The following is a 20133-nucleotide window of genomic DNA, read 5'->3' on the forward strand; positions in this document are numbered from 1 at the left end:
CCCGAACCCGAACCCGAACCCGAACCCGAACCCGAACCCGAACCCGAACCCGAACCCGAACCCGAACCCGAACCCGAACCCGAACCCGAACCCGAACCCGACGCGGCCACCGGCGCGGCAGCACGCATTGCCGCCGGCGCGACCACGGCCGACGCCGCGGCCGGCACCGCGTGCGCGCCCGATTCGGGCGCGACGGCCGGCAGCGAAAGCGGCACCGGCGCCGCAGGCGGCGTCGGCACGGCCGGGGTCGTCATCTTCATCGGCTCGCCCTGCGGCGTCGGCGCGGGTTCGGGCAGCGGCGTGACGGGTTCCTTCTCGGCGGCCTTGACGGTCGCGCGGTCGCGGCGGGCCGGGTCGATCTTCAGGAAATGCTCGACGAGATTGAAGAAGCGTTCATAGAACACGCCGGCGGGAATCGTCTCGCTGGCGGTCTTGACGAGCGCGTCGTCGCTCGACCCGATCGGCAGCGACAGCGAGCCGAACACGCTGAGCCCGACGCTGGCCGACGTATTCGACTTCTTCAGCGTGTAACGATCCTGCACCGCGTTGACGTACGCGATGCTCGACGAGCCGTCCGCGTTCGCGTCCGCGCACACGACGTGAAACTCGATCACGACGTGCATGTCGTTGTTCGGCTGGAAATTCTTGCTGCCGTCGACCGCATCGTTGCGCGACGACGACACCACATAACCCTGGCTCAGCAGCGCGCGCCGCGCGGCCTCGCAGGCCGCGTCGGATTTCGAATGGAACGTATGCGCATACGGGCTGCTCGTCGCGTCGAACTGTTCCTGCTGGTAGATCGGCTTGGGCGGCGACGAGCACGCCGCCAGCACGGTCGCGGCCGCGAGCGCGCACGAAACGGAAAACAGGCGAAATCGGTTGTGCATGGCGTCTTTCAGAAGGCTTGGCGAGAGGCCGCGCAACGGCGGTGCCTGGATGAAGCGCGCGGCAATCTCGTAAGGCCGGGGCGCCATTATAGTTTCGTTTGATGTCGCACTCGCTTCAGTCGGCCGGTGCGCCGCGCGCCGCGTCCAGCAATTGCGACGTCAGCGGATGGTGTTCGCCGCGCCGCGAGCGGATCGCGTGGATCTCCTCGGTCACGTCGCCCGCGCGCCCGAGCCGCCGCAACCCGCGCAGCAGCGACGCATCGTTCGCGCCGAGTTCGCTCAGCGGAAACACGCCGAGGCCGCGCGCCGCGAACACGGCCATCAGCGCGCTGTCCTCGAATTCCCCGGCCACGCGGGGCACGATCCGCTCACCTTCCAGCCACAGGTCGAGGCGCGCGCGCAGCGCCGAGTGCGCGGTCGGCAGCAGCACGGGCAGCTCGGCGAGGCACTGCGGAAAGTGCTCCCGTGCGGCCGGCGTGACGAGTGCCGCGGGGCCGTACCAGTCGACCGGCGACGCGACGAGCCGCTCGCTCGTCACGCGCAGGTTCGAACCGGACGGCGCGCCCTGGCCGGCCAGCACGAGATCGAGATGATGCAGCGCGAGCTCCGCGAGCAGCGCGTCGTGCTCGCCCTCGTGGCACAGCAGCCGCAGCGTGGGGGTATCCAGCACGGGTGCCAGGATCGCGTGCGCGGCGAGCTTGGAGATGCCGTCCGCGAGGCCGACCGCGAGCCGCACGGTCGGCTGGCTGGCCGCCGCGCGCACTTCGTCGGGGATCAGCCGTCCCATCTCGAAGATCGCCTCTGCCCGCGCAAACGCGGCCTGGCCGGCGTCGGTCATCGCGACGCTGCGCCCGGCCGGGCGCAGCAACTGGTGCCCGAGCGCTTTCTCGAGCTCGCGCACCTGCGCGCTGATGGTCTGCACGGCCATGTCGAGCCGCCCGGCCGCGCGCGCAAAGCCGCCTTCCTTCACGACGACCCAGAAGTAGTACAGATGTCGGAAATTGAGCATCGGATCGTAATTTCGTAAAAGCCGAACCAAAAATCAGATTCTCTCTGATTTTTACGAAGTTCTGGGCGGCATATCATCGGGCTTTCCACTTTCGAATCGGCCCATTTCATGGACTACCTGCTGACGCTTGCCGCCGACCCTGCCGTCTGGGCGGCGCTTCTGACGCTCGTCGTGATGGAAGTCGTGCTCGGCATCGACAACCTGATCTTCATCTCGATCCTCAGCAACAAGCTGCCCGAAGCGCAACGCGCCCGCACGCAGCGCCTCGGCATCGCGCTCGCGCTGGTGATGCGCCTCGCGCTGCTCGGCAGCGTCGCGTGGATCGCAAGCCTCACCGAACCGGTGTTCACGCTGTTCGACCACGCGTTCTCGTGGCGCGACATGATCCTGCTGTCGGGCGGCCTGTTCCTCGTGTGGAAGGCGACCACCGAGATCCATCACCACGTGTCGCACGACGGTGACGGCGCGGGCGGTGCCGGCGGCGCGGCAGGCCTGACGATGTGGGCCGCGATTGGCCAGATCGTGATGCTCGACATCGTGTTCTCGATCGACAGCATCGTGACCGCGATCGGCATGACCGAACACGTGCCGATCATGTTCGTCGCGGTGATCGTCGCCGTCTCCGTGATGCTGTTCGCCGCGCAGCCGCTCGCACGCTTCATCGACCGCAACCCGACCATCGTGATGCTCGCGCTGTCGTTCCTGGTGGTGATCGGCATGACGCTGATCGCCGAAGGTTTCGGCTCGCATGTGCCGAAGGGTTACATCTACGCGGCGATGGCGTTCTCGGCGTTCGTCGAGGGCATGAACATGCTGGCGCGGCGCGCGAAGGCGAAGCGCGCGGCACGGACGGAAGGCCGCTGAGCGGCCGCGCGCGACGCCGGCTGCCGCTCAGGCGGCAACCGGCTCGCGCGTCTCATACGGCATCCAGACGAAATTCGCACGGAAAGGAGAAGCGCGATGAAATGCCCTGTCTGCAAGACGCCCGACCTGCTGATGGCCGAGCGCCAGTCGATCGAAATCGACTACTGTCCGACCTGCCGCGGCGTATGGCTCGATCGCGGCGAACTCGACAAGCTGATCGCGCGCGAGACCGGCGACGCGCCGGTGCGTCGCGACGAGACGCCCGTGCGGCACGATGCGCAAGCGCCGCGCGGCCATGACGGCGGGTGGGGGCGCGACGGCCGCGCGCACGACGACCGGGACAGGCACGATGGCCGCTCGCACGGAGATCGTTACAAGCATGACGGCCAGCGTCGCCGGAAATCGGTGTTCGACCTGTTCGACTTCGACTGACTCCGCCGATGTCGCCATGCCATTGAAAAGCCCCGCCGGGCGCGTACCCGGCGGGGCTTTTTCACGCGTGCGGGACGACGGCACGCACCGATGCTTACGCGTTGCCGGCCGTCACGTCGATGCGGCGCGGACGCGTTTCCTCGCGGCGCGGAATCGTCAGCGTCAGCACGCCGTCGCGCAGGTTCGCGTCGATCCTCGACGTGTCGAGGTCGGGGCTCAGCACGAAGCTGCGCGCATAGCGCGTCGCGCGGATTTCGGCATGCCGCACGCGGAGGTCGGCCGGCGTATCGAGGTGCGTGTCGGCCTCGATCGTCAGCGTGTTGTCGTGCACCTTCACGTCGAGGTTCTCGCGCGGCACGCCAGGCAGGTCGGCCCGCAGCGTGACGCCGAGGTGATTCTCGACGATGTCGACGGCCGGCGTGATCGCGGGCCGGCGCGCCGCTTCGGCGGCAGCGGGGTGGACGGTGCTCGTTTGGCGTTCGGCCAGGGTCGGGTTCGCAGTCATGTCGGTATCCTGAGAATTATTGAACGGTGATCGCGCGCGGCTTCGATGCCTCGCGCCGGCCGACGCGAATCAGCAGGCAGCCGTTTTCATAGCGGGCGCTGACCTGGTCGGGATCCGCGTCACGCGGCAGCTCGACGACGCGGCGGAACGCACCGTGAAAGCGCTCCTGCGCATAGGTGCGCAGGTCGTCGCCTTCACCGCCTGGCGCCGGCTTGCGCTCGCCGCTGATCGTCAGCAGGTCCTTGTCGATCGACACGTCGAAGTCGGCCGCGGCCATGCCGGGCGCGAACGCGACGATCTCGATCGCGCCGTCGGTGGCGCCGACGTTGAGTGCGGGAAAGGCGCCGGGCCGCACCGCGCGAATGCCGGACGGACGATCGCCGAGCAGGCTCGCCACCTGCCGCTGCACGCGGGCGAATTCGTCGAACAGGTCGCTGCCGAAATGGATACCGCTCATGTGAGTCCTCCTGAACAGGGAACACGGGAGACGCGACGGCGCGACGCCTGCGGCGGGCGCGACGCGGGGGCTCCACTGGGTCGAAACGGGGGCAGTGCGTGGTGTGGTGCGCTGCCCGACGACGCGTAATTAGTGGCCGCCGCAGCGCATTTCAAGAGGGGATCCACAATCTGCATCAATGCAGGCCCGTGCGGTTCGATGCGACAATCGCCGCGATCTATCTGCAGACCAACGACACGGGACAACCATGGACATTCGACGCATCGCGATCGTCGGCGCCGGCGTGATCGGCGCCAGCTGGGCCGCTTTCTATCTGACGCAGGGCTTCGACGTCGTCGCGACCGATCCGGCGCCGCAAGCCGACGCGCGGCTGCGCGACGCACTGGCCGCGTTTCTCGGCGAGCGGGCCGCCGAGCTTTCCGCGCGGCTGTCGTTCGATGCCGATCTCGTGCGTGCGCTCGACGGCGTCGACTTCGTGCAGGAGAACGGCCCGGAGCGGCTCGACCTGAAGCGTGCGCTGTACCGGCAGATGGACGACGTGCTGCCCGCGCACGTGCCGATCGCGTCGAGTTCGTCGGGCCTGAAAATGTCGGACATCCAGACAGCGTGCGAAAAGCATCCGGAACGTTGCCTGATTGCGCATCCGTTCAATCCGCCGCACCTGATTCCGCTCGTCGAGCTGGTCGGCGGCGAGGCCACCGGCCAGGACGTGATCGCGCGCGTGAAGGCGTTCTACGATGCGCTCGGCAAGCAGACGATCGTCCTCAACAAGGAGATGACCGGCCACGTCGCGAACCGGCTCGCGGCGGCGCTGTTCCGCGAGGTGTATCACCTCGTCGGCGAAGGCGTCGTGAGCGTTGCCGATGCGGACAAGGCCGTCGCATGGGGGCCCGGCCTGCGCTGGGGGCTGATGGGGCAGTGCCTGACCTATCACCTCGGTGGCGGCGCGGGCGGAATCGCGCACTTCCTCGAACACCTGTCGGGGCCGATCACGAGCTGGTGGGACGACCTCGGCACACCGTCGTTCAACCCGGACGTCGATCGCAAGCTGAACGACGAATTGCGCGCGATCCAGGGCGAGCGCTCGATGCAGGAACTGGCGGCCGAACGCGACCGCCTGCTCGTCGAGCTGATCGACGCGCGGCGCCGCAGCTTCCTGCCGTGATCGCGCCTGGGCGGAGCGTTTCGGTCGGGCCGCGATCGGTCGGGCCGCACTCCGCTACTGCTGCGCGGCGGTTTGCGGTGCCCGCGGCGTCTGGGCAAGCCACGACGGGCTCGCGGCCTGCACGAGTTCGCGGTTGCGCGCGCGCGTCGCGGCGCTCGGCGGGTAGTTGCCGTCGTTCGTCGGCAGTTCACCGTCGAGATAGGCCTGCTTGAGCTGGGCGATGACTTCCGCGCGTGTCAGGCCCTGTTCGGGCGCGGCGGCATCGGTCTGGGCAAAGGCGGGGGACAGCAGGGCGGCGGCGGCGGTCGCGACGGCGAATCGCAAGACATTCATGGCGTGCTCCGATCAAGGGGACGGGACACCGGATGCGCGCGGCGGCTGCCGTGCGTTCCGATGGGGCCCATTGTCGTGAGCGGGTGCTGCGCGGACGATGACGCGTTCCGGGCAGAACTGTCAGTTGCGGGCGCGGCCGGCCGCGCAGGCGTGTGTTGCACCCGGTGCGGTTACAACTCCGACGCGGCCGTGATCAGTGTGGCTTCGAGCGCGAGCGTCGATCGCGACGCGGCCGCCGGCCGGTCGATCACGTACTCGAGTTCGCCGAGTTCGGGCAGCCCCGCGTCGAGCCGCGCGAGCCCGGCCGGGATCACGTAGCCCGCGAACGCGCTGACGCCGAGCCCCGCGCTCGCGGCGGCGCGCAACACCGCGACGCTGCTGCTGACTACCGCGATCCGGTACGGCCGCCCGACGGCTTCGAGCGATTCGAGCACGCGGCGGCGCGACACGCTCGGCTCCGGATGCATCGCGAGCGGCAGCACGGCCTCGTGGCCGGTGATCCGCGAATCGGGGCCCGTGCACCAGTACAGCGGCTCGCTGCGGATCACGCGGCCGCGCCGGCTGCCCGCGATGCGCTTCGCGAACACGAGATCGTGCCGCCCTTCGTCGAGCGCGTCGAACAGGTCGCCCGACAGCCCGGTCGAGATCGCGAGCTCGACTTCCGGATTGCGCTGCACGAAGCTCGCGAGCGCGGCCGTCAGGTGCGCCGACGCGAAATCTTCCGACATCGCGAGCCGCACCTTGCCCGACAGCGGCGGCCCGCACACCGACGTGACGGCTTCGTCCATCAGTTCGAGGATGCGCACCGCGTAGCGGAACAGCGCGTCGCCGTGCTGCGACAGGTGCACGTTGCGCGTGTCGCGTTCGAACAGCGGCCGGTCGAGCAGCTCCTCGAGGCGGCGGATATGCTGGCTGACGGTCGACTGCGACAGGCTCACGCGCTCGGACGCGGCGGTGAAGCTGCCGGACTGGGCGACGGCGACGAAGCTGCGCAGCAGCTCGGGCGGTAACGGGCGCATTGCTAAATCCACTGAATCGGTTTCGACAACTTCATAAATGGCCGGATATTGCGGCGCTAGTATCGGATCACGCCTCGGTGCGTGCCCGTCACGGCGCACACCGGATGCGTAGCCCGCGTCGTGCCGGCGGCTGCATCGGTCAGTCTACGGCATCCGGCATCCGGCCCGAAACCGCATCATCCCATCGACCGCCCGAGAACGCGCCCGCATGACGGGCCGCCGGGCCGCGGCGCACCGCCGCAGGAGACGAGTCCGCGCACGGGATCGGCGTGCGGGGCCGGTTCCTGCATGCGTCCGGCGCCCGTCACGAAGAGACTGGAGACGACTCATGATCATCTACGGAACCGCGCTGCTGGCGTTCTGCCACCTGGCCGGCCTGTTCCTCGGCGACCTGCTCGGCAGCGCGATCGGCGTGAAGACCAACGTCGGCGGCGTCGGCATCGCGATGCTGCTGCTGATCTGCCTGCGCCTGTGGCTGCACCGGCGCGGCTGGCTGCCGAAGGAAACCGAGGCCGGCGTCGGGTTCTGGGGCGCGATGTACATCCCCGTCGTCGTCGCGATGGCCGCGAACCAGAACGTCGTCGCCGCGCTCAAGGGCGGCCCCGTCGCGTTGCTGGCCGCCGTCGGCGCGGTCGCGATCTGCGCATGCTGCATCGCGGTACTCGTGCGCACCGGGCGCGACGACACGGCCTTCGCGGCCGTGCCGCAATTCGAAGAACAGTGAAGGAGGCCGCCATGCTGCAGATGCTCGAAAAAGTCGTCGCCCACAACGGGCTCGTCGCGTCGTTCGCGCTGGTCGGCCTGATCATGTGGCTGTCGTCGATCGCGTCGCGCAAGCTCACGTTCGGCCGCGTGCACGGCTCGGCGATCGCGATCGTGATCGGCCTCGTGCTCGCCTACGTCGGCGGCGCATTCACCGGCGGCGAGAAAGGGCTGGCCGACGTCAAGCTGTTCGCCGGCGTCGGCCTGATGGGCGGCGCGATGCTGCGCGATTTCGCGATCGTCGCGACCGCGTTCGAAGTGCAGCCGACCGAGGCACGCAAGGCCGGGCTCGTCGGCGTCGTGTCGCTGCTGCTCGGCACCGTGCTGCCGTTCATCGTCGGCGCGTGCATCGCGCGCGCGTTCGGCTACACCGACGCGGTCAGCATGACGACCATCGGCGCGGGCGCCGTCACCTACATCGTCGGCCCCGTGACGGGCGCGGCGATCGGCGCGAGCTCCGACGTGATCGCGCTCAGCATCGCGACGGGGCTCGTGAAGGCGATCATCGTGATGGTCGGCACGCCGGTCGCGGCCAACTTCATGGGCCTGAAGACGCCGCGTTCCGCGATGATCTTCGGTGGCCTGGCCGGCACCGTCAGCGGCGTGAGCGCGGGGCTCGCCGCGACCGACCGCCGGCTCGTCCCGTACGGCGCATTGGTCGCGACGTTCCATACGGGCGTCGGCTGCCTGCTCGGGCCGTCGGTGCTGTTCTTCACGACGCGCGCGCTGGTCGGCGCGTAGCGCGCTGCGATGCGGCCCAAGCGTGCGGGCCGCATCCATCGCGGCGTCCTCTGAGTCGCATTCGTCAACATCATCAATCGGCGGCGGCGCCAGGCTTAGAATGCCGCTGAACCATCGAAGCGGGAGAACTGTTCATGACGGGATGGAATCACGCGCGGCAGGCGCGCGATGCACGCCTCGCGGCCGGTGCGCGTTTCGCGCAAGGCAAGCGGGTCGATGCGCGCGACGCCGTCGCGTTGCTCGAAGCGGTGCTGCGGCCCGGCGACCGCGTGTGCCTCGAAGGCGACAACCAGAAGCAGGCCGACCTGCTCGCGACGGCGCTCGCCGACGTCGACAGCGCGAAGATTCACGACCTGCACATGGTGCAGTCGGGCGTCGTGCTGCCCGAGCATCTCGACGTGTTCGAGCGCGGCATCGCGAAGCGCCTCGACTTCGCGTATTCGGGCCCGCAGTCGCAGCGCATCGCGAAGCTGCTGTTCGGCGGCAAGATCGCGCTCGGCGCGGTGCACACCTATCTCGAGCTGTTCGCGCGCTACTTCATCGACCTCACGCCGCAGGTCGCGCTGATCGCCGCGGTCAGCGCCGACGCCGACGGCAACCTGTACACCGGCCCGAACACCGAAGACACGCCGACCGTCGTCGAGGCCACCGCGTTCAAGGACGGCATCGTGATCGCGCAGGTCGACCGCATCGTCGACAAGGTGCCGCGCGTCGACATTCCCGGCGACCGCGTGCACTTCGTCGTCGAGGCGGGCCGGCCGTTCTACGTCGAGCCGCTGTTCACGCGCGACCCGGCCGCGATCACCGAAACGCAGATCCTCACCGCGATGCTCGCGATCAAGGGCATCTACGAACCTTACGGCATCAAGCGCCTGAACCACGGGATCGGCTTCAACACGGCCGCGATCGAGCTGCTGCTGCCGACCTACGGCGAGAAGCTCGGGCTGAAGGGCAAGGTCTGCTCGCACTGGGCGCTCAATCCGCACCCGACGCTGATTCCCGCGATCGAATCGGGCTGGGTCGAGCAGATCCACTGCTTCGGCTCGGAAGTCGGCATGGACGACTACATCCGCGCGCGTTCCGACGTATGGTTCACGGGCTCCGACGGGTCGCTGCGCTCGAACCGCGCGTTCTGCCAGACGGCCGGCCTCTACGCGTGCGACATGTTCATCGGCTCGACGCTGCAGATCGACCTGTCCGGCCATTCGTCGACGGTCACCGCCGAGCGCATCGCCGGTTTCGGCGGCGCGCCGAACATGGGCAGCGACGCGCGCGGCCGGCGTCACCCGAGCGAGCCGTGGCTGAAGGCCGGCGCGGAAGCCGACCCCGATACGCCGGCGGCACTCAGGCGCGGCCGCAAGCTCGTCGTGCAGATCGGCGAGACGTTCGGCGACAAGAACGTGCCGATGTTCGTCGAGAAACTCGACGCGCTGAAGCTCGCCGACAAGCTGCAGCTCGACCTCGCGCCGATCATGGTCTACGGCGACGACGTCACGCACATCGTCACCGAGGAGGGGATCGCGAACCTGCTGATGTGCCGCGACAAGGACGAACGCGAGCACGCGATCCGCGGCGTCGCCGGTTATACGGAGATCGGCCGCGGCCGCGACCGGAAGATGGTCGAGCGGCTGCGCGAGCGCGGCGTGATCCGCCGTCCGGAGGATCTCGGCATCGATCCGCTCGACGCCGATCGCCGCTGGCTCGCCGCGCGCTCGATCAAGGATCTCGTGCACTGGTCGGGCGGGCTCTATGCGCCGCCGGCCCGGTTCCGCAACTGGTGAGGAAGAGGGCATGGAACAGTTGAACTATCGCTTCACCGCGCGCGAGCGCGCGAAGGGCGAGCAGGCCGCGGCGCTCGTCGGCGTGGTGGCATCCGGCAATCTCGAGGTGCTCGTCGAGCGCGTGCTGCCGGGCAACGAATGCGAGATCGACATCCGCACCGCGGCGGTCGGTTTCGGTGCGGTGTGGCAGGCCGTCGTCACGGATTTCGTCGAGCGGCGCACGCCGGGCGGCCTGAAGCTGTCGATCAACGACGGCGGCGCGCGGCCCGACATGGTGTCGCTGCGGCTCGCGCAGGCCGTGCGATCGATCGAGGGGGACGCATGATGAACGACGCGATCCACGACACGCCCGCGTTCGTCGCGAATGGGGCGAGCTGGTACGAAGCGTCGGCGCGGCAGCGCGTCGACGGGCTGCTCGACGCGGGCAGCTTCGACGAATTCCTCGGGCCGGCCGAACGCGTGACGAGCCCGCACTTGCCGCTGTTCGACCTGCCGCAGCAGTTCGACGACGGGATGGTGGTCGGCCACGGCCGGCTCGACGGGCAGCCGGTGTTCGTCGCCGCGCAGGAAGGCCGCTTCATGGGCGGGGCGTTCGGCGAAGTGCACGGCGCGAAGCTCACCGGGCTGCTGCGTGCCGCGCGCGAAGTCGGCAAGCCGGTGCTGATCCTGTTCGATACCGGGGGCGTGCGGCTGCAGGAGGCGAATGCGGGCGAACTCGCGATTGCCGAGATCATGCGCGCGCTCGTCGAAGCGCGTGCGGCCGGCGTGCCGGTGATCGGGCTGATCGGCGGGCGCGCGGGCTGCTACGGCGGCGGCGGATTGCTCGCCGCGTGCTGCTCGGCGCTCGCGGTGTCGGAGCAGGGCCGAATCAGCGTGTCGGGCCCCGAGGTGATCGAAACCAATCGCGGCGTCGAGGAGTTCGATTCGAAGGACCGCGCGCTGATCTGGCGCACGATGGGCGGCAAGCACCGGCGGCTGATCGGCGGCGCGGATCGCTACGTGGCCGACACGCCGGACGCATTCCGCGCGGCGGCGCTCGAGCTGATCGGGCGGGCGCCGACATTCGATGCGGCGATGCTGCGTGCCGAGCAGGCGCGTCTCGAGGCGCGTGTCGAACGGTTCGGCGCATGCCACGATGCGCTCGACGTCTGGCGCACGCTCGGGGCCGACAAGCCGGAAGCGATTCCGGGCATGCCGGACGACACGTTCGCGTCGCTCGCGGATCAATTGCAGGAGAGCACGCATGACGCTCGATGAAGTGCTGAACGCCTTGTTTCCCCAGGGCCATTCGATCGCCCGCACCGGCGGCCTGCTGACGGGGCATGCGGAACTGGCCGGTACACGCGTCGACGTGATCGGCGTCGCCGACCGTTCGCCGTTCGGCATCGACGAGGCGCTGACGCTCGCGGCGCGCGTGCTCGACACGATCGCGCGCGGCGGCGACACGCCGATCCTCGTGCTCGTCGACAGCGACAGCCAGCGGATGAGCAAGCGCGACGAACTGCTCGGCCTGAACGAGGGGCTGTCGCATCTCGCGAAGTGCCTGATGCACGCGGATCTCGCCGGGCACCGGACGATCGGCGTGCTGTACGGCCACACGGCCGCCGGCGCGTTCATCGCGACCGCGCTCGCGACGCGCACGCTGCTTGCGGTGCCGGGCGCGGAACCGGAAGTGATGGATCTGCCGTCGATGTCGCGCGTGACCAAGCTGCCGATCGACGTGCTGAAGGAGATGGCGCGCTCGACGCCGGTGTTCGCGCCGGGGCTCGACAATCTCGTGAAGATGGGCGCCGTTGACGCCGTGCTCGATCCGGCCCGCGCGCTCGACGCGCAGGTTGGTGAATGGCTCGGCAAGCCGGCCGAGCGCGTCGACCGGCGCGCTGCGCGCGGCCGGCCGGTGGCTGCCGATGTCGCGCGTCGCGTCGAGGCGCTCGCGCGTGCCGCGCGCTGAGATGCCGCTGCGCCGCCACACGCTCGTCACGTTGACGGCGGCGGGGTGGGGCGCGGCATTCGCGCGCGATCCTGCGCTCGCCGCCGATCCGCTCGTGCAGGCGTGGGCCGCGCGCGGCCGGCCGCTGATCGTGCGCCGCGCGTCGCCCGACGAGGCCGATGCCGGCCGCGTGCCGCTCGGCCTGCCGCTGCCGCCGTCCGCGGGCAAGCGGCGCATCGCGCTGAACGCAGCGGCCGATGCGCTCGCGACGGTCGGCCCGCTGCCCACGTTGTCCGACGTGCTCGCGGCCGCGCCCGACGCATGGCGCACGCCGTTGCGCGAGCTCGATGCGCTCGGCGCGCGGTGCGGCGTGCAGGGCCGCGTGTTCGGCAGCCTCGCATGGCAGGCGCTGACGGGCGAGCCGTACCTGGGCGAGTCGTCCGACCTCGACATCGTGTTCCCGCTACCGGAAGCTGCATCGGTCGCGACGCTGCTCGACGGCCTCGCGTCGATCGACGGGCGCGCGCCCATGCGCATCGACGGCGAACTGCTGCGCAACGACGGCGCGGGCGTCAACTGGCGCGAACTGCATGCGCGGCAGCCTGAAGTCGCGGTCAAGACGGCGATCGCCGTCGAACTGATGCCGGTCGACGCCTTCACCGGGGGCGCGCGATGAGTGCATGGGCCGCCTGCCGCATACCGGCGCCGTCCGAAGCCGGACGCATCGCCGAACTGGCCGAGCGCAGCCTCGTGCTCGAGATCGAGACCTATCCGAAGCCGGGGCTCGTCAGTCACGTCGACACCGGCAGTCACACCGACATGGATGCCGCGACGTTCGCACGCAGCGCCGCCGTGCTGCGGCCTTACTTCGCGGAACTGGCCGACGCAGGCGCGCGCGATGCGGACATGGCCGTGCTGCGCAAGATCGGCCTGCGTGCCGAGCACGCGATGCTCGCCGCGACGGGCGGCGTCAACACGCATCGCGGCGCGATCTTCGGGCTCGGGCTGCTGTGCGCGGCGGCGGGCCGGCGTGCGACGCCGGGCGCCGTGCCGGGCGGGACGACGCTCGGCGCGTTCGTCTCCCGCCGCTGGGGCGCCGATATCCTCGGCGGCCCGCGCCTGCCCGACAGCCACGGCGAACGCGCGAGCCGCCGCTACGGCGTCGGCGGCGCGCGCCGCGAGGCGGCCGACGGTTTCACGACCGTCTATGCGGTCGGGCTGCCCGCGCTGCGTCGCGCGCGGCGTGACCTGCCCGGCGACCCGGAAGCGGCGCGCGTCGACGCGTGCTTTGCGCTGATCGCCGCGCTCGACGATACGAACCTGCTGCACCGGGGCGGGCAGGACGGCCTCGAATTCGCGCAAGCGGCCGCACGCGCGTTCGTCGCACGCGGCGGCGTGCGGGCGCGCGACTGGCGGCTACGCGCGGCCGCCGTGCATCGTGCGTTCGTCGCGCGCCGGCTGAGCCCGGGCGGCGCGGCTGACCTGCTTGCGATGAGCGTCTTCGTCGATGCGCTCGAAGCCGACGGAGGCGCGCGATGACGCTGGCCATCCTCTGTTCGGGACAGGGCGCGCAGCGCGCCGACATGTTCGACCTGACCGGCACCGCGCCGCAGGCCGACGCGCTGTTCGCCCACGCCGGCCGGCTGCTCGGCGACGATCCGCGCGCGTGGGTGCGGCACGCCGGGCCGGACGCGCTGCGTGAAAACCGTGCCGCGCAGATCCTCTGCTCGCTCCAGGCGCTCGCGGCGGCCGCGCTGCTCGACGCGGTGTGGCCGCGCCGGCGCTGCGTCGCCGGCTACAGCGTCGGCGAAGTCGCGTCGTGGAGCGTCGCGGGGATGATCGAGCCGGACGCCGCGCTCGACCTGGCCGACGCGCGTGCGCGTGCCATGGATGCCGCGAGCGGCGGCGACGAGCGGATGGTGTTCGTGCGCGGCCTGACGCGCGCTCGGCTTGCGCGATTGTGCGACGGCCGCGACGCGGCGATCGCGATCGCGAACCCGGGCGACGCGTTCGTGGTCGCGGGGCGCCAGCCCGATGTCGATGCGGTGGCCGACGACGCGTCGCGCGACGGTGCGCTGCGCGTCGCGCCCGTCTGCGTGCGGATCGCGTCGCACACGCGCCGGCTCGCCGCGGCCGTGCCGGTGTTTCGCGCGTCGCTCGCCGCCGCTCACGTGCGGCGGCCGCTGCCCGGCACGCGGCTCTTTTCGGGTATCGACGGCGCGTCGGTGCTCGACGTCGACGCGGGACTCGACAAGCTGGCCCGGCAGATCGCGGAGCCGGTCGAGTGGGCGGCCTGTCTTGCCGCGTGCGTGGAGGCCGGTGCGACCGCGTTCCTCGAGCTCGGCCCCGGCCGCGCGCTGGCCGAGATGGCCGGTAGCGCATATCCTGCGCTGCCGGCGCGCAGCCTCGCGGATTTCCGTTCCGTCGACGGCGTCGCGAGCTGGCTCGCGCGCGTCGCGGCGGGCTGATCGACGGCCCGGAAGACCCTCGCCGGAGTCGCCTTTCGCACTGTGTGTTGCGCCGGCGCAGCAGCCTTGCAGCCGGCGCTTGCCACACGAATTGGCGTCGCTAAAATGGCGCCCGCCATGAGACCAGCCGCCTTCCTTCTCGCCGCGCTCTGCTGCGCGGCGAGCGCCCACGCCAGCCAGATTCCGTCCGACGCCGCATCGGTCGGCACATACTTTTCGTATGACAATGCGGCGGCCGACGCGACCGTCGACCTGATCGAGCAGGCGCAGCGTCGCGTCTTGCTGGCCGGCTATACGCACGTGCCGCCGGCGGTCGCGAGCGCGCTGCGCGCGGCCCGCTCGCGCGGGATCGAGGTGCGTGTCGTGCTCGTGCGTTCGCCGCACGCGGGCCGGTACAGCGGCGCGGGCTATCTGAAAGCGTCGGGTATCGACGTGGCGATCGAGTCGCGGCACGGCGATCCCGCGCCGCGCTTCGTGATCGTGGACGACAGCGTCGCGCTGACGACGCTCTCCGAAGGGGCGGCTGCGCATGCGGAAACGGTGAACGTGTTCCAGCGCGCGCCCGAGCTCGCGCAATCCTATGCGCAGTCGTTCTGGCGGCTGTACCGGCAGGCCGGCGGCCTCTGACCCTTTCCTTCGGTGCCCCGCGCGCCGGTGTGACCCTGCTTGCATCGGCGCTGCCGATGAACCATGCTCGTTGACAGGCGCCGACGCGGGTTTCGCGCATCCGGCGCAACGGCAGGGAGCCGAACGTGTTCGAGTGTTTTGCCGATCGTACCGATGCCGGCTGCCAGCTGGCCGGCGCGTTGCGCGATTATGCGGGCCGCGGCAATGTCGTCGTGCTCGCCTTGCCGCGCGGCGGTGTGCCCGTCGCGTATCCGGTCGCCCGCGCGCTGCACGCGCCGCTCGACGTGCTGGTCGTACGCAAGCTCGGCGTGCCGTCCGATCCCGAGCTCGCGATGGGCGCGATCGCGACGGGCGGTGCGATTCATCTGCAGCGTTCGGTGCTCCGCTCGATGGGCGTGTCCGACGCGCAGCTCGCCGATGTGATCGCGCGCGAGACGGTCGAACTGTATCGCCGCGAGGCGCTGTATCGCGGTGCCGCGCCGCCGCTGCCGGTCGAGGGCCGCATTGCGATCGTCGTCGACGACGGCGTCGCGACCGGCGCGTCGATGCGCGTCGCGCTGCAGACGTTGCGCGAGCGTCACCCGGCGCGCATCGTCGCGGCTGCACCGGTCGCGCCAGCGGGTGCGCGGCACGCGTTCGACGATCTGGTCGATGCGTTCGTCACGGTGTGGCAGCCGCTGCCGTTCTTCGGGATCAGCCAGTTCTACGCGCGCTTCGAGCAGACGAGCGACGACGAGGTACGCGCGTTGCTCGACGCGGCCCGGCCCTGACGCGGCATCACGTGCGCCTGATGCGGCGCGGGCGGGGGCGACGGGTTTCGGCCCAGGCGAACAGGCGCTGCAGCATCGGATGGACCTCCCCGCGCCAGCGCACCCCGGTAAACAACCCGTAGTGATCGCAGTCGCCGATGTCGATGCGGTAGCGCTCGTCGTCGGCGAGGCCGCTGCACATGTCGAGCGCCGCATGCGTCTGGCCGGCGCCCGTGACCGTGTCGCATGCGCCTTCGACGGTCAGCAGCGCGACGCCGCGCAGCGCGGCCGGCTCGACGCGCCGCCCACCCACGTCCCAGGTACCGACCGCGAGGCTCATGCGCTGGAACACGATGTCGACCGTGTCGAGGAAATACTCGGCGGGCATGTCGAGCAGCGCCGTGTATTCGAGCAGCGCACGCCGTGCGCCGGCGAGCCCGGTCATGTCGAAGCGCGACGCGGCCAGCGCGTACGCTTCGATCAGCGACAGGAAGCGCTGCGGGTACACGAGTGCGATCTCGCCCTGCTGCAGATAGGTGGGAAACACGTGGCGGCCGTGCCCCGCGAAACCCGGCGGCACGACGTCGATCAGGTGGCGGCGGCACCAGCCTAGCGAATGGGCCGCGGCGGCGGTGCCGAGCGCACTCGGATTCCGGCGCGCATCGAGCGGGCCGCCGATCAGCGTGACGCTCGCGGGCGGCGCGAGACCGCGAGCGGCGCGCAGCGCGAGCGAGCCGAGCACCGGCACGGTTGCCTGGCACACGGCGACGACATGCAGCGGCCGGTCGTCGTGCGCGAGCCCGTCGACGAAGCCGTCGAGCGTCGCGACATATTCGTCGAGCCCGAAGCGGCCCGCCGCGAGCGGCACGTCGCGCGCATTGCGCCAGTCGGTCACGCAGACGTCGCCGTCCGCGAGCAGCGTCTCGACGGTTTCCCGCATCATCACGGCCGCATGCCCGGCAAGCGGCGCACACAGCAGTACCGTGCGCCGCGCGTCGACGCGCGTGAAGCGCCGCAGGTCGCAGAACGGCGTGCGCGCGACGATGCGCTCGCCGACGGCCGGCCACCCGATGTCGAAGTGCGGGGGCTCGCCCGGCGGCCCGAGCAGCGGCTCGAACAGGTCGTCGTAGCACGACGATGCGGCGTGCGGCAGCGTGGCCGCGGGCCACGCGTCGAACGCATGCCGCGTCGCCGCGCGCCAGGCGCGCATCCATTCCCGCTGCTGCTCGACGAGGGCGTACCACATGGCGAACCTTGGGGCGGAAGGGGCGTGAACTTGCATTATGGTCACTGCGGCCGGACAACGTGAGCCCCGCGTGCGGCCGGCCGAGGCGCATCAAGCGCACGGGCGCGCTAGGCGAAGCCCTGCGGCGCTGCTACAGTCGTCGATCCCATTCCCTCAAGCGGAGCGTTTGCGATGAAGCTGATCGGCATGCTGGATTCCCCGTTCGTGCGCCGTGTCGCCATTTCGGCGAAGCTGCTCGACCTCCCGTTCGAACACGAGTCGCTCTCGGTGTTCCGTCATGTCGAGCAGTTCAGGGCGATCAATCCGGTCGTCAAGGCACCGACGCTCGTGACCGACGACGGTGCGACGCTGATGGATTCGTCGCTGATCGTCGATTATCTCGATCATCGGGTCGCGCCCGCGCGGCGGCTGCTGCCCGAGGATGCCGCCGCGCGCCTGAACACGCTCGTGCCGGTCGGTTTCGCGCTGGCGGCTGCCGAGAAGAGCGTGCAGGTCGTCTACGAGCAGGCGCTGCGTCCGGCCGACAAGCAGCACGCGCCGTGGCTCGAGCGCGTGCTGAGCCAGATCGAGGGCGCATACGGTGCACTGGAGCCGCTCGTCGCCGCCGCGAACGGCTGGTTCGGCGGCGCGCGCCTGCTGCAGTCCGACGTGACGGTAGCGGTCGCATGGCGCTTCACGCAGTTCATGGCGGCTGACTACCCGGTACTCGCGCGGATCGATCCGGCCCGTTATCCGGCGCTCGCCGCGCATTCCGCGCGGGCGGAAGCGCTGCCGGCCTTCGTCGAAACGCCGCTTGCGTAGGCCCGCCGGCGGGCCATCCGGCTGCTGCGGGCAGCCCGCCGGGCCTTGCCAGGCAAGCGTCGGCGGATTGTTCTCCGCGGCTGACAAGTGACTTCGCATTCGCGCGGTTTATCCGGTGGGCGCCGATCCCTAGAATCCACTCCATCGAATGACGCCTTGCCTGATGGAGCTGATGATGCGAACCCTGATCGAATCGAGCCTGTACCACCCGTCCGTCGTGTTGCCGCTTGCCGCGCTGACGCAGTTGATGGTCGAGCGCGATTTCAATCTCGGTCAGGTCGGGCTGATCGTCGCGACGCGTGGTGCACAGGCGGCCGTGTCGCGATCGCGCGCACTGCTGTTCTGCCGCAACTGCGAAGCGCACGCATGAGCGCGTACGCGGCGAGGGGATGAAAAAAAGCCCGGCCGGCGCAAGCCGGTCGGGCGGATCGGATTCGATCGGACCCCGGCTTCGGCCGGGGTTTTTCATGGGCGACGCTCAGGCGCGCGCGGTCGACACGGCAGGGTACATGCCCGAATCGTCGTCCTCGCGCATCTGGCGCACGAGCTGGTGGGCTTCGCGGCGCGTCGCGACGGCCGGCGGCGAGCCCTTGAGCGGCTGGCGTGCGGTTTCGGCGAGCGCGACGACCGACACGATGCCGATCACGGCGGCGCCCATCATGTAGTACGCGGGCATCATCAGGTTGTGCGTGACGTCGACGAGCCACGCGGTGACCAGCGGCGTCGTGCCGCCGAACAGCGACACCGACACGTTGAAGCCGATGGCGAGCGCGCCGTAGCGGATCTCGGTCGGGAACAGTGCCGGCAGCGCCGACGGCATCACGCCGGTAAAGCACGACAGCAGCACGCCGAGGATCAGCAGGCCGCCGAACACCGATGCCGTGGTGCCGGCATGGATCAGCATCATCGACGGGATCGACAGCGCGAGCAGGCCGACGCAGCCGGCGAGCATCACGGGCTTGCGGCCGATCCGGTCGGACAGGCGGCCGGCGGCGAGCGTCAGCGGCATCATCAGCACCATCACGATCAGCACGAGCACGAGGCTGTGCGATTCGTCGAAATGCAGCGTCGACGACATGAAGCTCGGCAGGTACGACAGCACCATGTAGTCGGTCACGTTGAAGATCAGCACGAGGCCGACGCACAGCAGCAGCGCACGCCAGTTGCGCATCAGCGTTTCGCGGAAGCGCGTCTTCGGCACGGCCTTGTCCTGCGCTTCGCGCTCCTCGGCCTGGCGCTTGAACGCCGGCGTTTCCTCGAGCTTCATCCGGATGTACAGGCCGATCAGGCCGAGCGGGCCGGCGATCAGGAACGGCACACGCCAGCCCCACGACAGCAGCGCCTCCTGCGACAGCGACGCGGTGAGCAGCGCGACGACACCGGCACCCATCACATAGCCGATCAGCGTGCCGAATTCGAGGAAGCTGCCCATGAAGCCGCGGCGCTTGTCGGTCGAGAACTCGGCGATGAAGGTGGCCGCGCCGCCGTATTCGCCGCCGGTCGAGAAGCCCTGCACGAGGCGGGCGACGAGCAGCAGCACGGGCGCCATGATGCCGATCGACGCGTAGCTGGGAATGAGGCCGATCGCGAAGGTGCCGACGGCCATCATGATCATCGTGGCGGCGAGCACGCGCTGGCGGCCGATGCGGTCGCCGAGCGGGCCGAACACCATGCCGCCGAGCGGGCGCACGAGGAAGGCGGCCGCGAACGTGCCGAAGGTGGCGAGCAGCTGCGCGGACGGGCTGCTGGACGGGAAGAACACCTTGCCGAGCGTGACGGCGATGTAGCTGTAGACGCCGAAGTCGAACCATTCCATCGCATTGCCGATGGCCATCGCGCTGACGGCGCGCTTGAGCAGGCTCTGGTCGACGACGGTGATGTCGTCCGCGACGAGCGGGGCTTCGCCGGACGACGAAGCGGAGGAAGAGGCAGCGGTCGGGCTGACGTGTGTTGCGGTCAAGGTCATGCACTCCTTTGACTGCGCCGAACGGGCGGGCCGTCCGACACGGTTTGCCGGCGAGCGCGGTGTCGTGTGCGGCGCGTCGGGGCAGACCATTAAGCACTTACTGCACAAGCGGCGGTAAAGGGCCGTAAGGGGCTGCTTCGACGCGGGCCCGATGGGCCGTCGCGACAGTGCGCTCATGAAGAATGGGCCGCGTGATGCAAGCGGCAGATGCCGGTGCGGACGATGTCCGGCGTTCCGGCAAGCGCCCCGGAGGGGCAACGAAACGAGAAAAGCGGGCCTGTCGGGCGGGCTTTCCTGTGGGTGCAATTTCGGTCGAAGGGCCGGCCCGCAACACGCGGACGGACTTCTCTCGAAATCGAATAGACAGAGATTGAATGTTGAAACAGGCGAC

Annotated in this window: 24 protein-coding genes; 16 read left to right on the top strand and 8 right to left on the bottom strand. The window is 70.1% G+C overall.

The features are described 5' to 3' along the window. Nucleotides 1-887: DUF2242 domain-containing protein (locus ABIC51_RS28325; protein WP_354006725.1), on the bottom strand; the 887-nt coding region annotated here is incomplete at its 3' end. A gap of 115 nt (nucleotides 888-1002) precedes the next feature. Further along, a complete protein-coding gene (locus tag ABIC51_RS28330) occupies nucleotides 1003-1896 on the bottom strand; it encodes a LysR family transcriptional regulator (RefSeq protein WP_027787906.1) in 894 nt (297 codons plus the stop codon). 108 nt (nucleotides 1897-2004) lie between these two features. Here ABIC51_RS28330 and ABIC51_RS28335 point away from each other — a divergent pair, with 108 nt between their 5' ends. Together ABIC51_RS28335 and ABIC51_RS28340 are read left to right on the top strand one after the other, a co-directional pair. After that, nucleotides 2005-2760: a TerC family protein gene (locus ABIC51_RS28335; RefSeq protein WP_021162687.1), complete on the top strand. Its 756-nt coding sequence runs from the start codon at nucleotides 2005-2007 to the stop codon at nucleotides 2758-2760. Between the two features lie 96 nt (nucleotides 2761-2856). Continuing rightward, nucleotides 2857-3192 (top strand): TFIIB-type zinc ribbon-containing protein, encoded by a 336-nt coding sequence (locus ABIC51_RS28340; RefSeq protein WP_021162688.1) that lies wholly within the window; start codon nucleotides 2857-2859, stop codon nucleotides 3190-3192. A 94-nt stretch (nucleotides 3193-3286) separates the two neighbouring features. On the opposite strand, the gene ABIC51_RS28345 is transcribed toward ABIC51_RS28340, so the two are convergent. Then, nucleotides 3287-3697, bottom strand: coding sequence for an Hsp20/alpha crystallin family protein (locus tag ABIC51_RS28345; protein WP_027787903.1), 411 nt, complete (start codon nucleotides 3695-3697; stop codon nucleotides 3287-3289). A gap of 16 nt (nucleotides 3698-3713) precedes the next feature. Next, nucleotides 3714-4154 (bottom strand): Hsp20/alpha crystallin family protein, encoded by a 441-nt coding sequence (locus tag ABIC51_RS28350; protein WP_027787902.1) that lies wholly within the window; start codon nucleotides 4152-4154, stop codon nucleotides 3714-3716. 247 nt (nucleotides 4155-4401) lie between these two features. On the opposite strand from ABIC51_RS28350, the gene ABIC51_RS28355 reads away from it, so the two are divergent. Then, nucleotides 4402-5319 carry a 3-hydroxyacyl-CoA dehydrogenase NAD-binding domain-containing protein gene (locus ABIC51_RS28355; RefSeq protein WP_060196199.1) on the top strand — a complete coding sequence of 306 codons (918 nt, stop codon included), beginning with the start codon at nucleotides 4402-4404 and terminating at the stop codon, nucleotides 5317-5319. A 54-nt stretch (nucleotides 5320-5373) separates the two neighbouring features. Here ABIC51_RS28355 and ABIC51_RS28360 read toward each other — a convergent pair whose 3' ends face one another. Both ABIC51_RS28360 and ABIC51_RS28365 read right to left on the bottom strand, forming a co-directional pair. Further along, nucleotides 5374-5652 (bottom strand): DUF4148 domain-containing protein, encoded by a 279-nt coding sequence (locus ABIC51_RS28360; RefSeq protein WP_059695563.1) that lies wholly within the window; start codon nucleotides 5650-5652, stop codon nucleotides 5374-5376. Nucleotides 5653-5822: 170 nt separating this feature from the next. Further along, entirely contained in the window at nucleotides 5823-6671 is an 849-nt protein-coding gene (locus tag ABIC51_RS28365) for a LysR substrate-binding domain-containing protein (RefSeq protein ID WP_027787899.1), read from the bottom strand. A 328-nt stretch (nucleotides 6672-6999) separates the two neighbouring features. Here ABIC51_RS28365 and madL point away from each other — a divergent pair, with 328 nt between their 5' ends. From madL to ABIC51_RS28420, 11 genes are all read left to right on the top strand, one after another. Next, nucleotides 7000-7395 carry a malonate transporter subunit MadL gene (gene madL, locus ABIC51_RS28370; protein WP_021162694.1) on the top strand — a complete coding sequence of 132 codons (396 nt, stop codon included), beginning with the start codon at nucleotides 7000-7002 and terminating at the stop codon, nucleotides 7393-7395. Nucleotides 7396-7406: 11 nt separating this feature from the next. After that, nucleotides 7407-8174 carry a malonate transporter subunit MadM gene (madM, locus tag ABIC51_RS28375; protein ID WP_027787898.1) on the top strand — a complete coding sequence of 256 codons (768 nt, stop codon included), beginning with the start codon at nucleotides 7407-7409 and terminating at the stop codon, nucleotides 8172-8174. A 134-nt stretch (nucleotides 8175-8308) separates the two neighbouring features. Further along, the gene (gene mdcA / locus ABIC51_RS28380; RefSeq protein ID WP_059695565.1) at nucleotides 8309-9955 is read left to right on the top strand and encodes a malonate decarboxylase subunit alpha; all 1647 of its coding nucleotides are present in this window, start codon (nucleotides 8309-8311) and stop codon (nucleotides 9953-9955) included. A gap of 10 nt (nucleotides 9956-9965) precedes the next feature. Then, a complete protein-coding gene (gene mdcC / locus ABIC51_RS28385; RefSeq protein WP_354006726.1) occupies nucleotides 9966-10280 on the top strand; it encodes a malonate decarboxylase acyl carrier protein in 315 nt (104 codons plus the stop codon). Further along, entirely contained in the window at nucleotides 10277-11212 is a 936-nt protein-coding gene (locus ABIC51_RS28390; RefSeq protein ID WP_027787895.1) for a biotin-independent malonate decarboxylase subunit beta, read from the top strand. Before mdcC ends, ABIC51_RS28390 begins: the two co-directional genes overlap by 4 nt. Then, entirely contained in the window at nucleotides 11199-11906 is a 708-nt protein-coding gene (gene mdcE, locus ABIC51_RS28395; protein WP_124535593.1) for a biotin-independent malonate decarboxylase subunit gamma, read from the top strand. The genes ABIC51_RS28390 and mdcE overlap by 14 nt, the downstream gene beginning before the upstream one ends. Beyond that, nucleotides 11893-12561, top strand: coding sequence for a malonate decarboxylase holo-[acyl-carrier-protein] synthase (mdcG, locus tag ABIC51_RS28400; RefSeq protein WP_059695741.1), 669 nt, complete (start codon nucleotides 11893-11895; stop codon nucleotides 12559-12561). Before mdcE ends, mdcG begins: the two co-directional genes overlap by 14 nt. After that, complete coding sequence (gene mdcB / locus ABIC51_RS28405) at nucleotides 12558-13424, top strand: triphosphoribosyl-dephospho-CoA synthase MdcB (protein WP_060173806.1); 867 nt, start codon at nucleotides 12558-12560, stop codon at nucleotides 13422-13424. Before mdcG ends, mdcB begins: the two co-directional genes overlap by 4 nt. Next, nucleotides 13421-14353 (top strand): acyltransferase domain-containing protein, encoded by a 933-nt coding sequence (locus tag ABIC51_RS28410; RefSeq protein ID WP_175897786.1) that lies wholly within the window; start codon nucleotides 13421-13423, stop codon nucleotides 14351-14353. Before mdcB ends, ABIC51_RS28410 begins: the two co-directional genes overlap by 4 nt. A gap of 105 nt (nucleotides 14354-14458) precedes the next feature. Then, nucleotides 14459-14980 (top strand): phospholipase D-like domain-containing protein, encoded by a 522-nt coding sequence (locus ABIC51_RS28415; protein WP_027787890.1) that lies wholly within the window; start codon nucleotides 14459-14461, stop codon nucleotides 14978-14980. 125 nt (nucleotides 14981-15105) lie between these two features. After that, nucleotides 15106-15750 carry a phosphoribosyltransferase gene (locus tag ABIC51_RS28420; RefSeq protein ID WP_027787889.1) on the top strand — a complete coding sequence of 215 codons (645 nt, stop codon included), beginning with the start codon at nucleotides 15106-15108 and terminating at the stop codon, nucleotides 15748-15750. Nucleotides 15751-15757: 7 nt separating this feature from the next. Here the strand turns inward: ABIC51_RS28420 and ABIC51_RS28425 are convergent, their stop codons facing one another. Next, nucleotides 15758-16975, bottom strand: a complete 1218-nt coding sequence (locus tag ABIC51_RS28425) for a polyhydroxyalkanoate depolymerase (RefSeq protein ID WP_175897785.1) — start codon at nucleotides 16973-16975, stop codon at nucleotides 15758-15760. A 171-nt stretch (nucleotides 16976-17146) separates the two neighbouring features. Here ABIC51_RS28425 and ABIC51_RS28430 point away from each other — a divergent pair, with 171 nt between their 5' ends. Both ABIC51_RS28430 and ABIC51_RS28435 read left to right on the top strand, forming a co-directional pair. Next, complete coding sequence (locus ABIC51_RS28430) at nucleotides 17147-17776, top strand: glutathione S-transferase family protein (RefSeq protein WP_059695575.1); 630 nt, start codon at nucleotides 17147-17149, stop codon at nucleotides 17774-17776. 163 nt (nucleotides 17777-17939) lie between these two features. Next, complete coding sequence (locus ABIC51_RS28435) at nucleotides 17940-18146, top strand: hypothetical protein (protein WP_080982016.1); 207 nt, start codon at nucleotides 17940-17942, stop codon at nucleotides 18144-18146. Between the two features lie 108 nt (nucleotides 18147-18254). Here the strand turns inward: ABIC51_RS28435 and proP are convergent, their stop codons facing one another. Further along, nucleotides 18255-19742: a glycine betaine/L-proline transporter ProP gene (gene proP / locus ABIC51_RS28440; protein WP_175897784.1), complete on the bottom strand. Its 1488-nt coding sequence runs from the start codon at nucleotides 19740-19742 to the stop codon at nucleotides 18255-18257. Between the last annotated feature and the right edge of the window lie 391 nt (nucleotides 19743-20133).

Source organism: Burkholderia sp. 572 (assembly GCF_040545135.1).
In the GTDB taxonomy this organism is placed as follows: Bacteria; Pseudomonadota; Gammaproteobacteria; order Burkholderiales; family Burkholderiaceae; genus Burkholderia; species Burkholderia cepacia.

Excerpts from the sequence above, each read along its gene's own strand:
- ABIC51_RS28330 (WP_027787906.1), bottom strand. The coding sequence starts at position 1,896 with ATGCTCAATTTCCGACATCTGTACTACTTCTGGGTCGTCGTGAAGGAA.
- ABIC51_RS28335 (WP_021162687.1), top strand. The coding sequence starts at position 2,005 with ATGGACTACCTGCTGACGCTTGCCGCCGACCCTGCCGTCTGGGCGGCG.
- ABIC51_RS28340 (WP_021162688.1), top strand. The coding sequence starts at position 2,857 with ATGAAATGCCCTGTCTGCAAGACGCCCGACCTGCTGATGGCCGAGCGC.
- ABIC51_RS28345 (WP_027787903.1), bottom strand. The coding sequence starts at position 3,697 with ATGACTGCGAACCCGACCCTGGCCGAACGCCAAACGAGCACCGTCCAC.
- ABIC51_RS28350 (WP_027787902.1), bottom strand. The coding sequence starts at position 4,154 with ATGAGCGGTATCCATTTCGGCAGCGACCTGTTCGACGAATTCGCCCGC.
- ABIC51_RS28355 (WP_060196199.1), top strand. The coding sequence starts at position 4,402 with ATGGACATTCGACGCATCGCGATCGTCGGCGCCGGCGTGATCGGCGCC.
- ABIC51_RS28360 (WP_059695563.1), bottom strand. The coding sequence starts at position 5,652 with ATGAATGTCTTGCGATTCGCCGTCGCGACCGCCGCCGCCGCCCTGCTG.
- ABIC51_RS28365 (WP_027787899.1), bottom strand. The coding sequence starts at position 6,671 with ATGCGCCCGTTACCGCCCGAGCTGCTGCGCAGCTTCGTCGCCGTCGCC.
- madL (WP_021162694.1), top strand. The coding sequence starts at position 7,000 with ATGATCATCTACGGAACCGCGCTGCTGGCGTTCTGCCACCTGGCCGGC.
- madM (WP_027787898.1), top strand. The coding sequence starts at position 7,407 with ATGCTGCAGATGCTCGAAAAAGTCGTCGCCCACAACGGGCTCGTCGCG.
- mdcA (WP_059695565.1), top strand. The coding sequence starts at position 8,309 with ATGACGGGATGGAATCACGCGCGGCAGGCGCGCGATGCACGCCTCGCG.
- mdcC (WP_354006726.1), top strand. The coding sequence starts at position 9,966 with ATGGAACAGTTGAACTATCGCTTCACCGCGCGCGAGCGCGCGAAGGGC.
- ABIC51_RS28390 (WP_027787895.1), top strand. The coding sequence starts at position 10,277 with ATGATGAACGACGCGATCCACGACACGCCCGCGTTCGTCGCGAATGGG.
- mdcE (WP_124535593.1), top strand. The coding sequence starts at position 11,199 with ATGACGCTCGATGAAGTGCTGAACGCCTTGTTTCCCCAGGGCCATTCG.
- mdcB (WP_060173806.1), top strand. The coding sequence starts at position 12,558 with ATGAGTGCATGGGCCGCCTGCCGCATACCGGCGCCGTCCGAAGCCGGA.
- ABIC51_RS28410 (WP_175897786.1), top strand. The coding sequence starts at position 13,421 with ATGACGCTGGCCATCCTCTGTTCGGGACAGGGCGCGCAGCGCGCCGAC.
- ABIC51_RS28415 (WP_027787890.1), top strand. The coding sequence starts at position 14,459 with ATGGCGCCCGCCATGAGACCAGCCGCCTTCCTTCTCGCCGCGCTCTGC.
- ABIC51_RS28425 (WP_175897785.1), bottom strand. The coding sequence starts at position 16,975 with ATGTGGTACGCCCTCGTCGAGCAGCAGCGGGAATGGATGCGCGCCTGG.
- ABIC51_RS28430 (WP_059695575.1), top strand. The coding sequence starts at position 17,147 with ATGAAGCTGATCGGCATGCTGGATTCCCCGTTCGTGCGCCGTGTCGCC.
- ABIC51_RS28435 (WP_080982016.1), top strand. The coding sequence starts at position 17,940 with ATGGAGCTGATGATGCGAACCCTGATCGAATCGAGCCTGTACCACCCG.
- proP (WP_175897784.1), bottom strand. The coding sequence starts at position 19,742 with ATGACCTTGACCGCAACACACGTCAGCCCGACCGCTGCCTCTTCCTCC.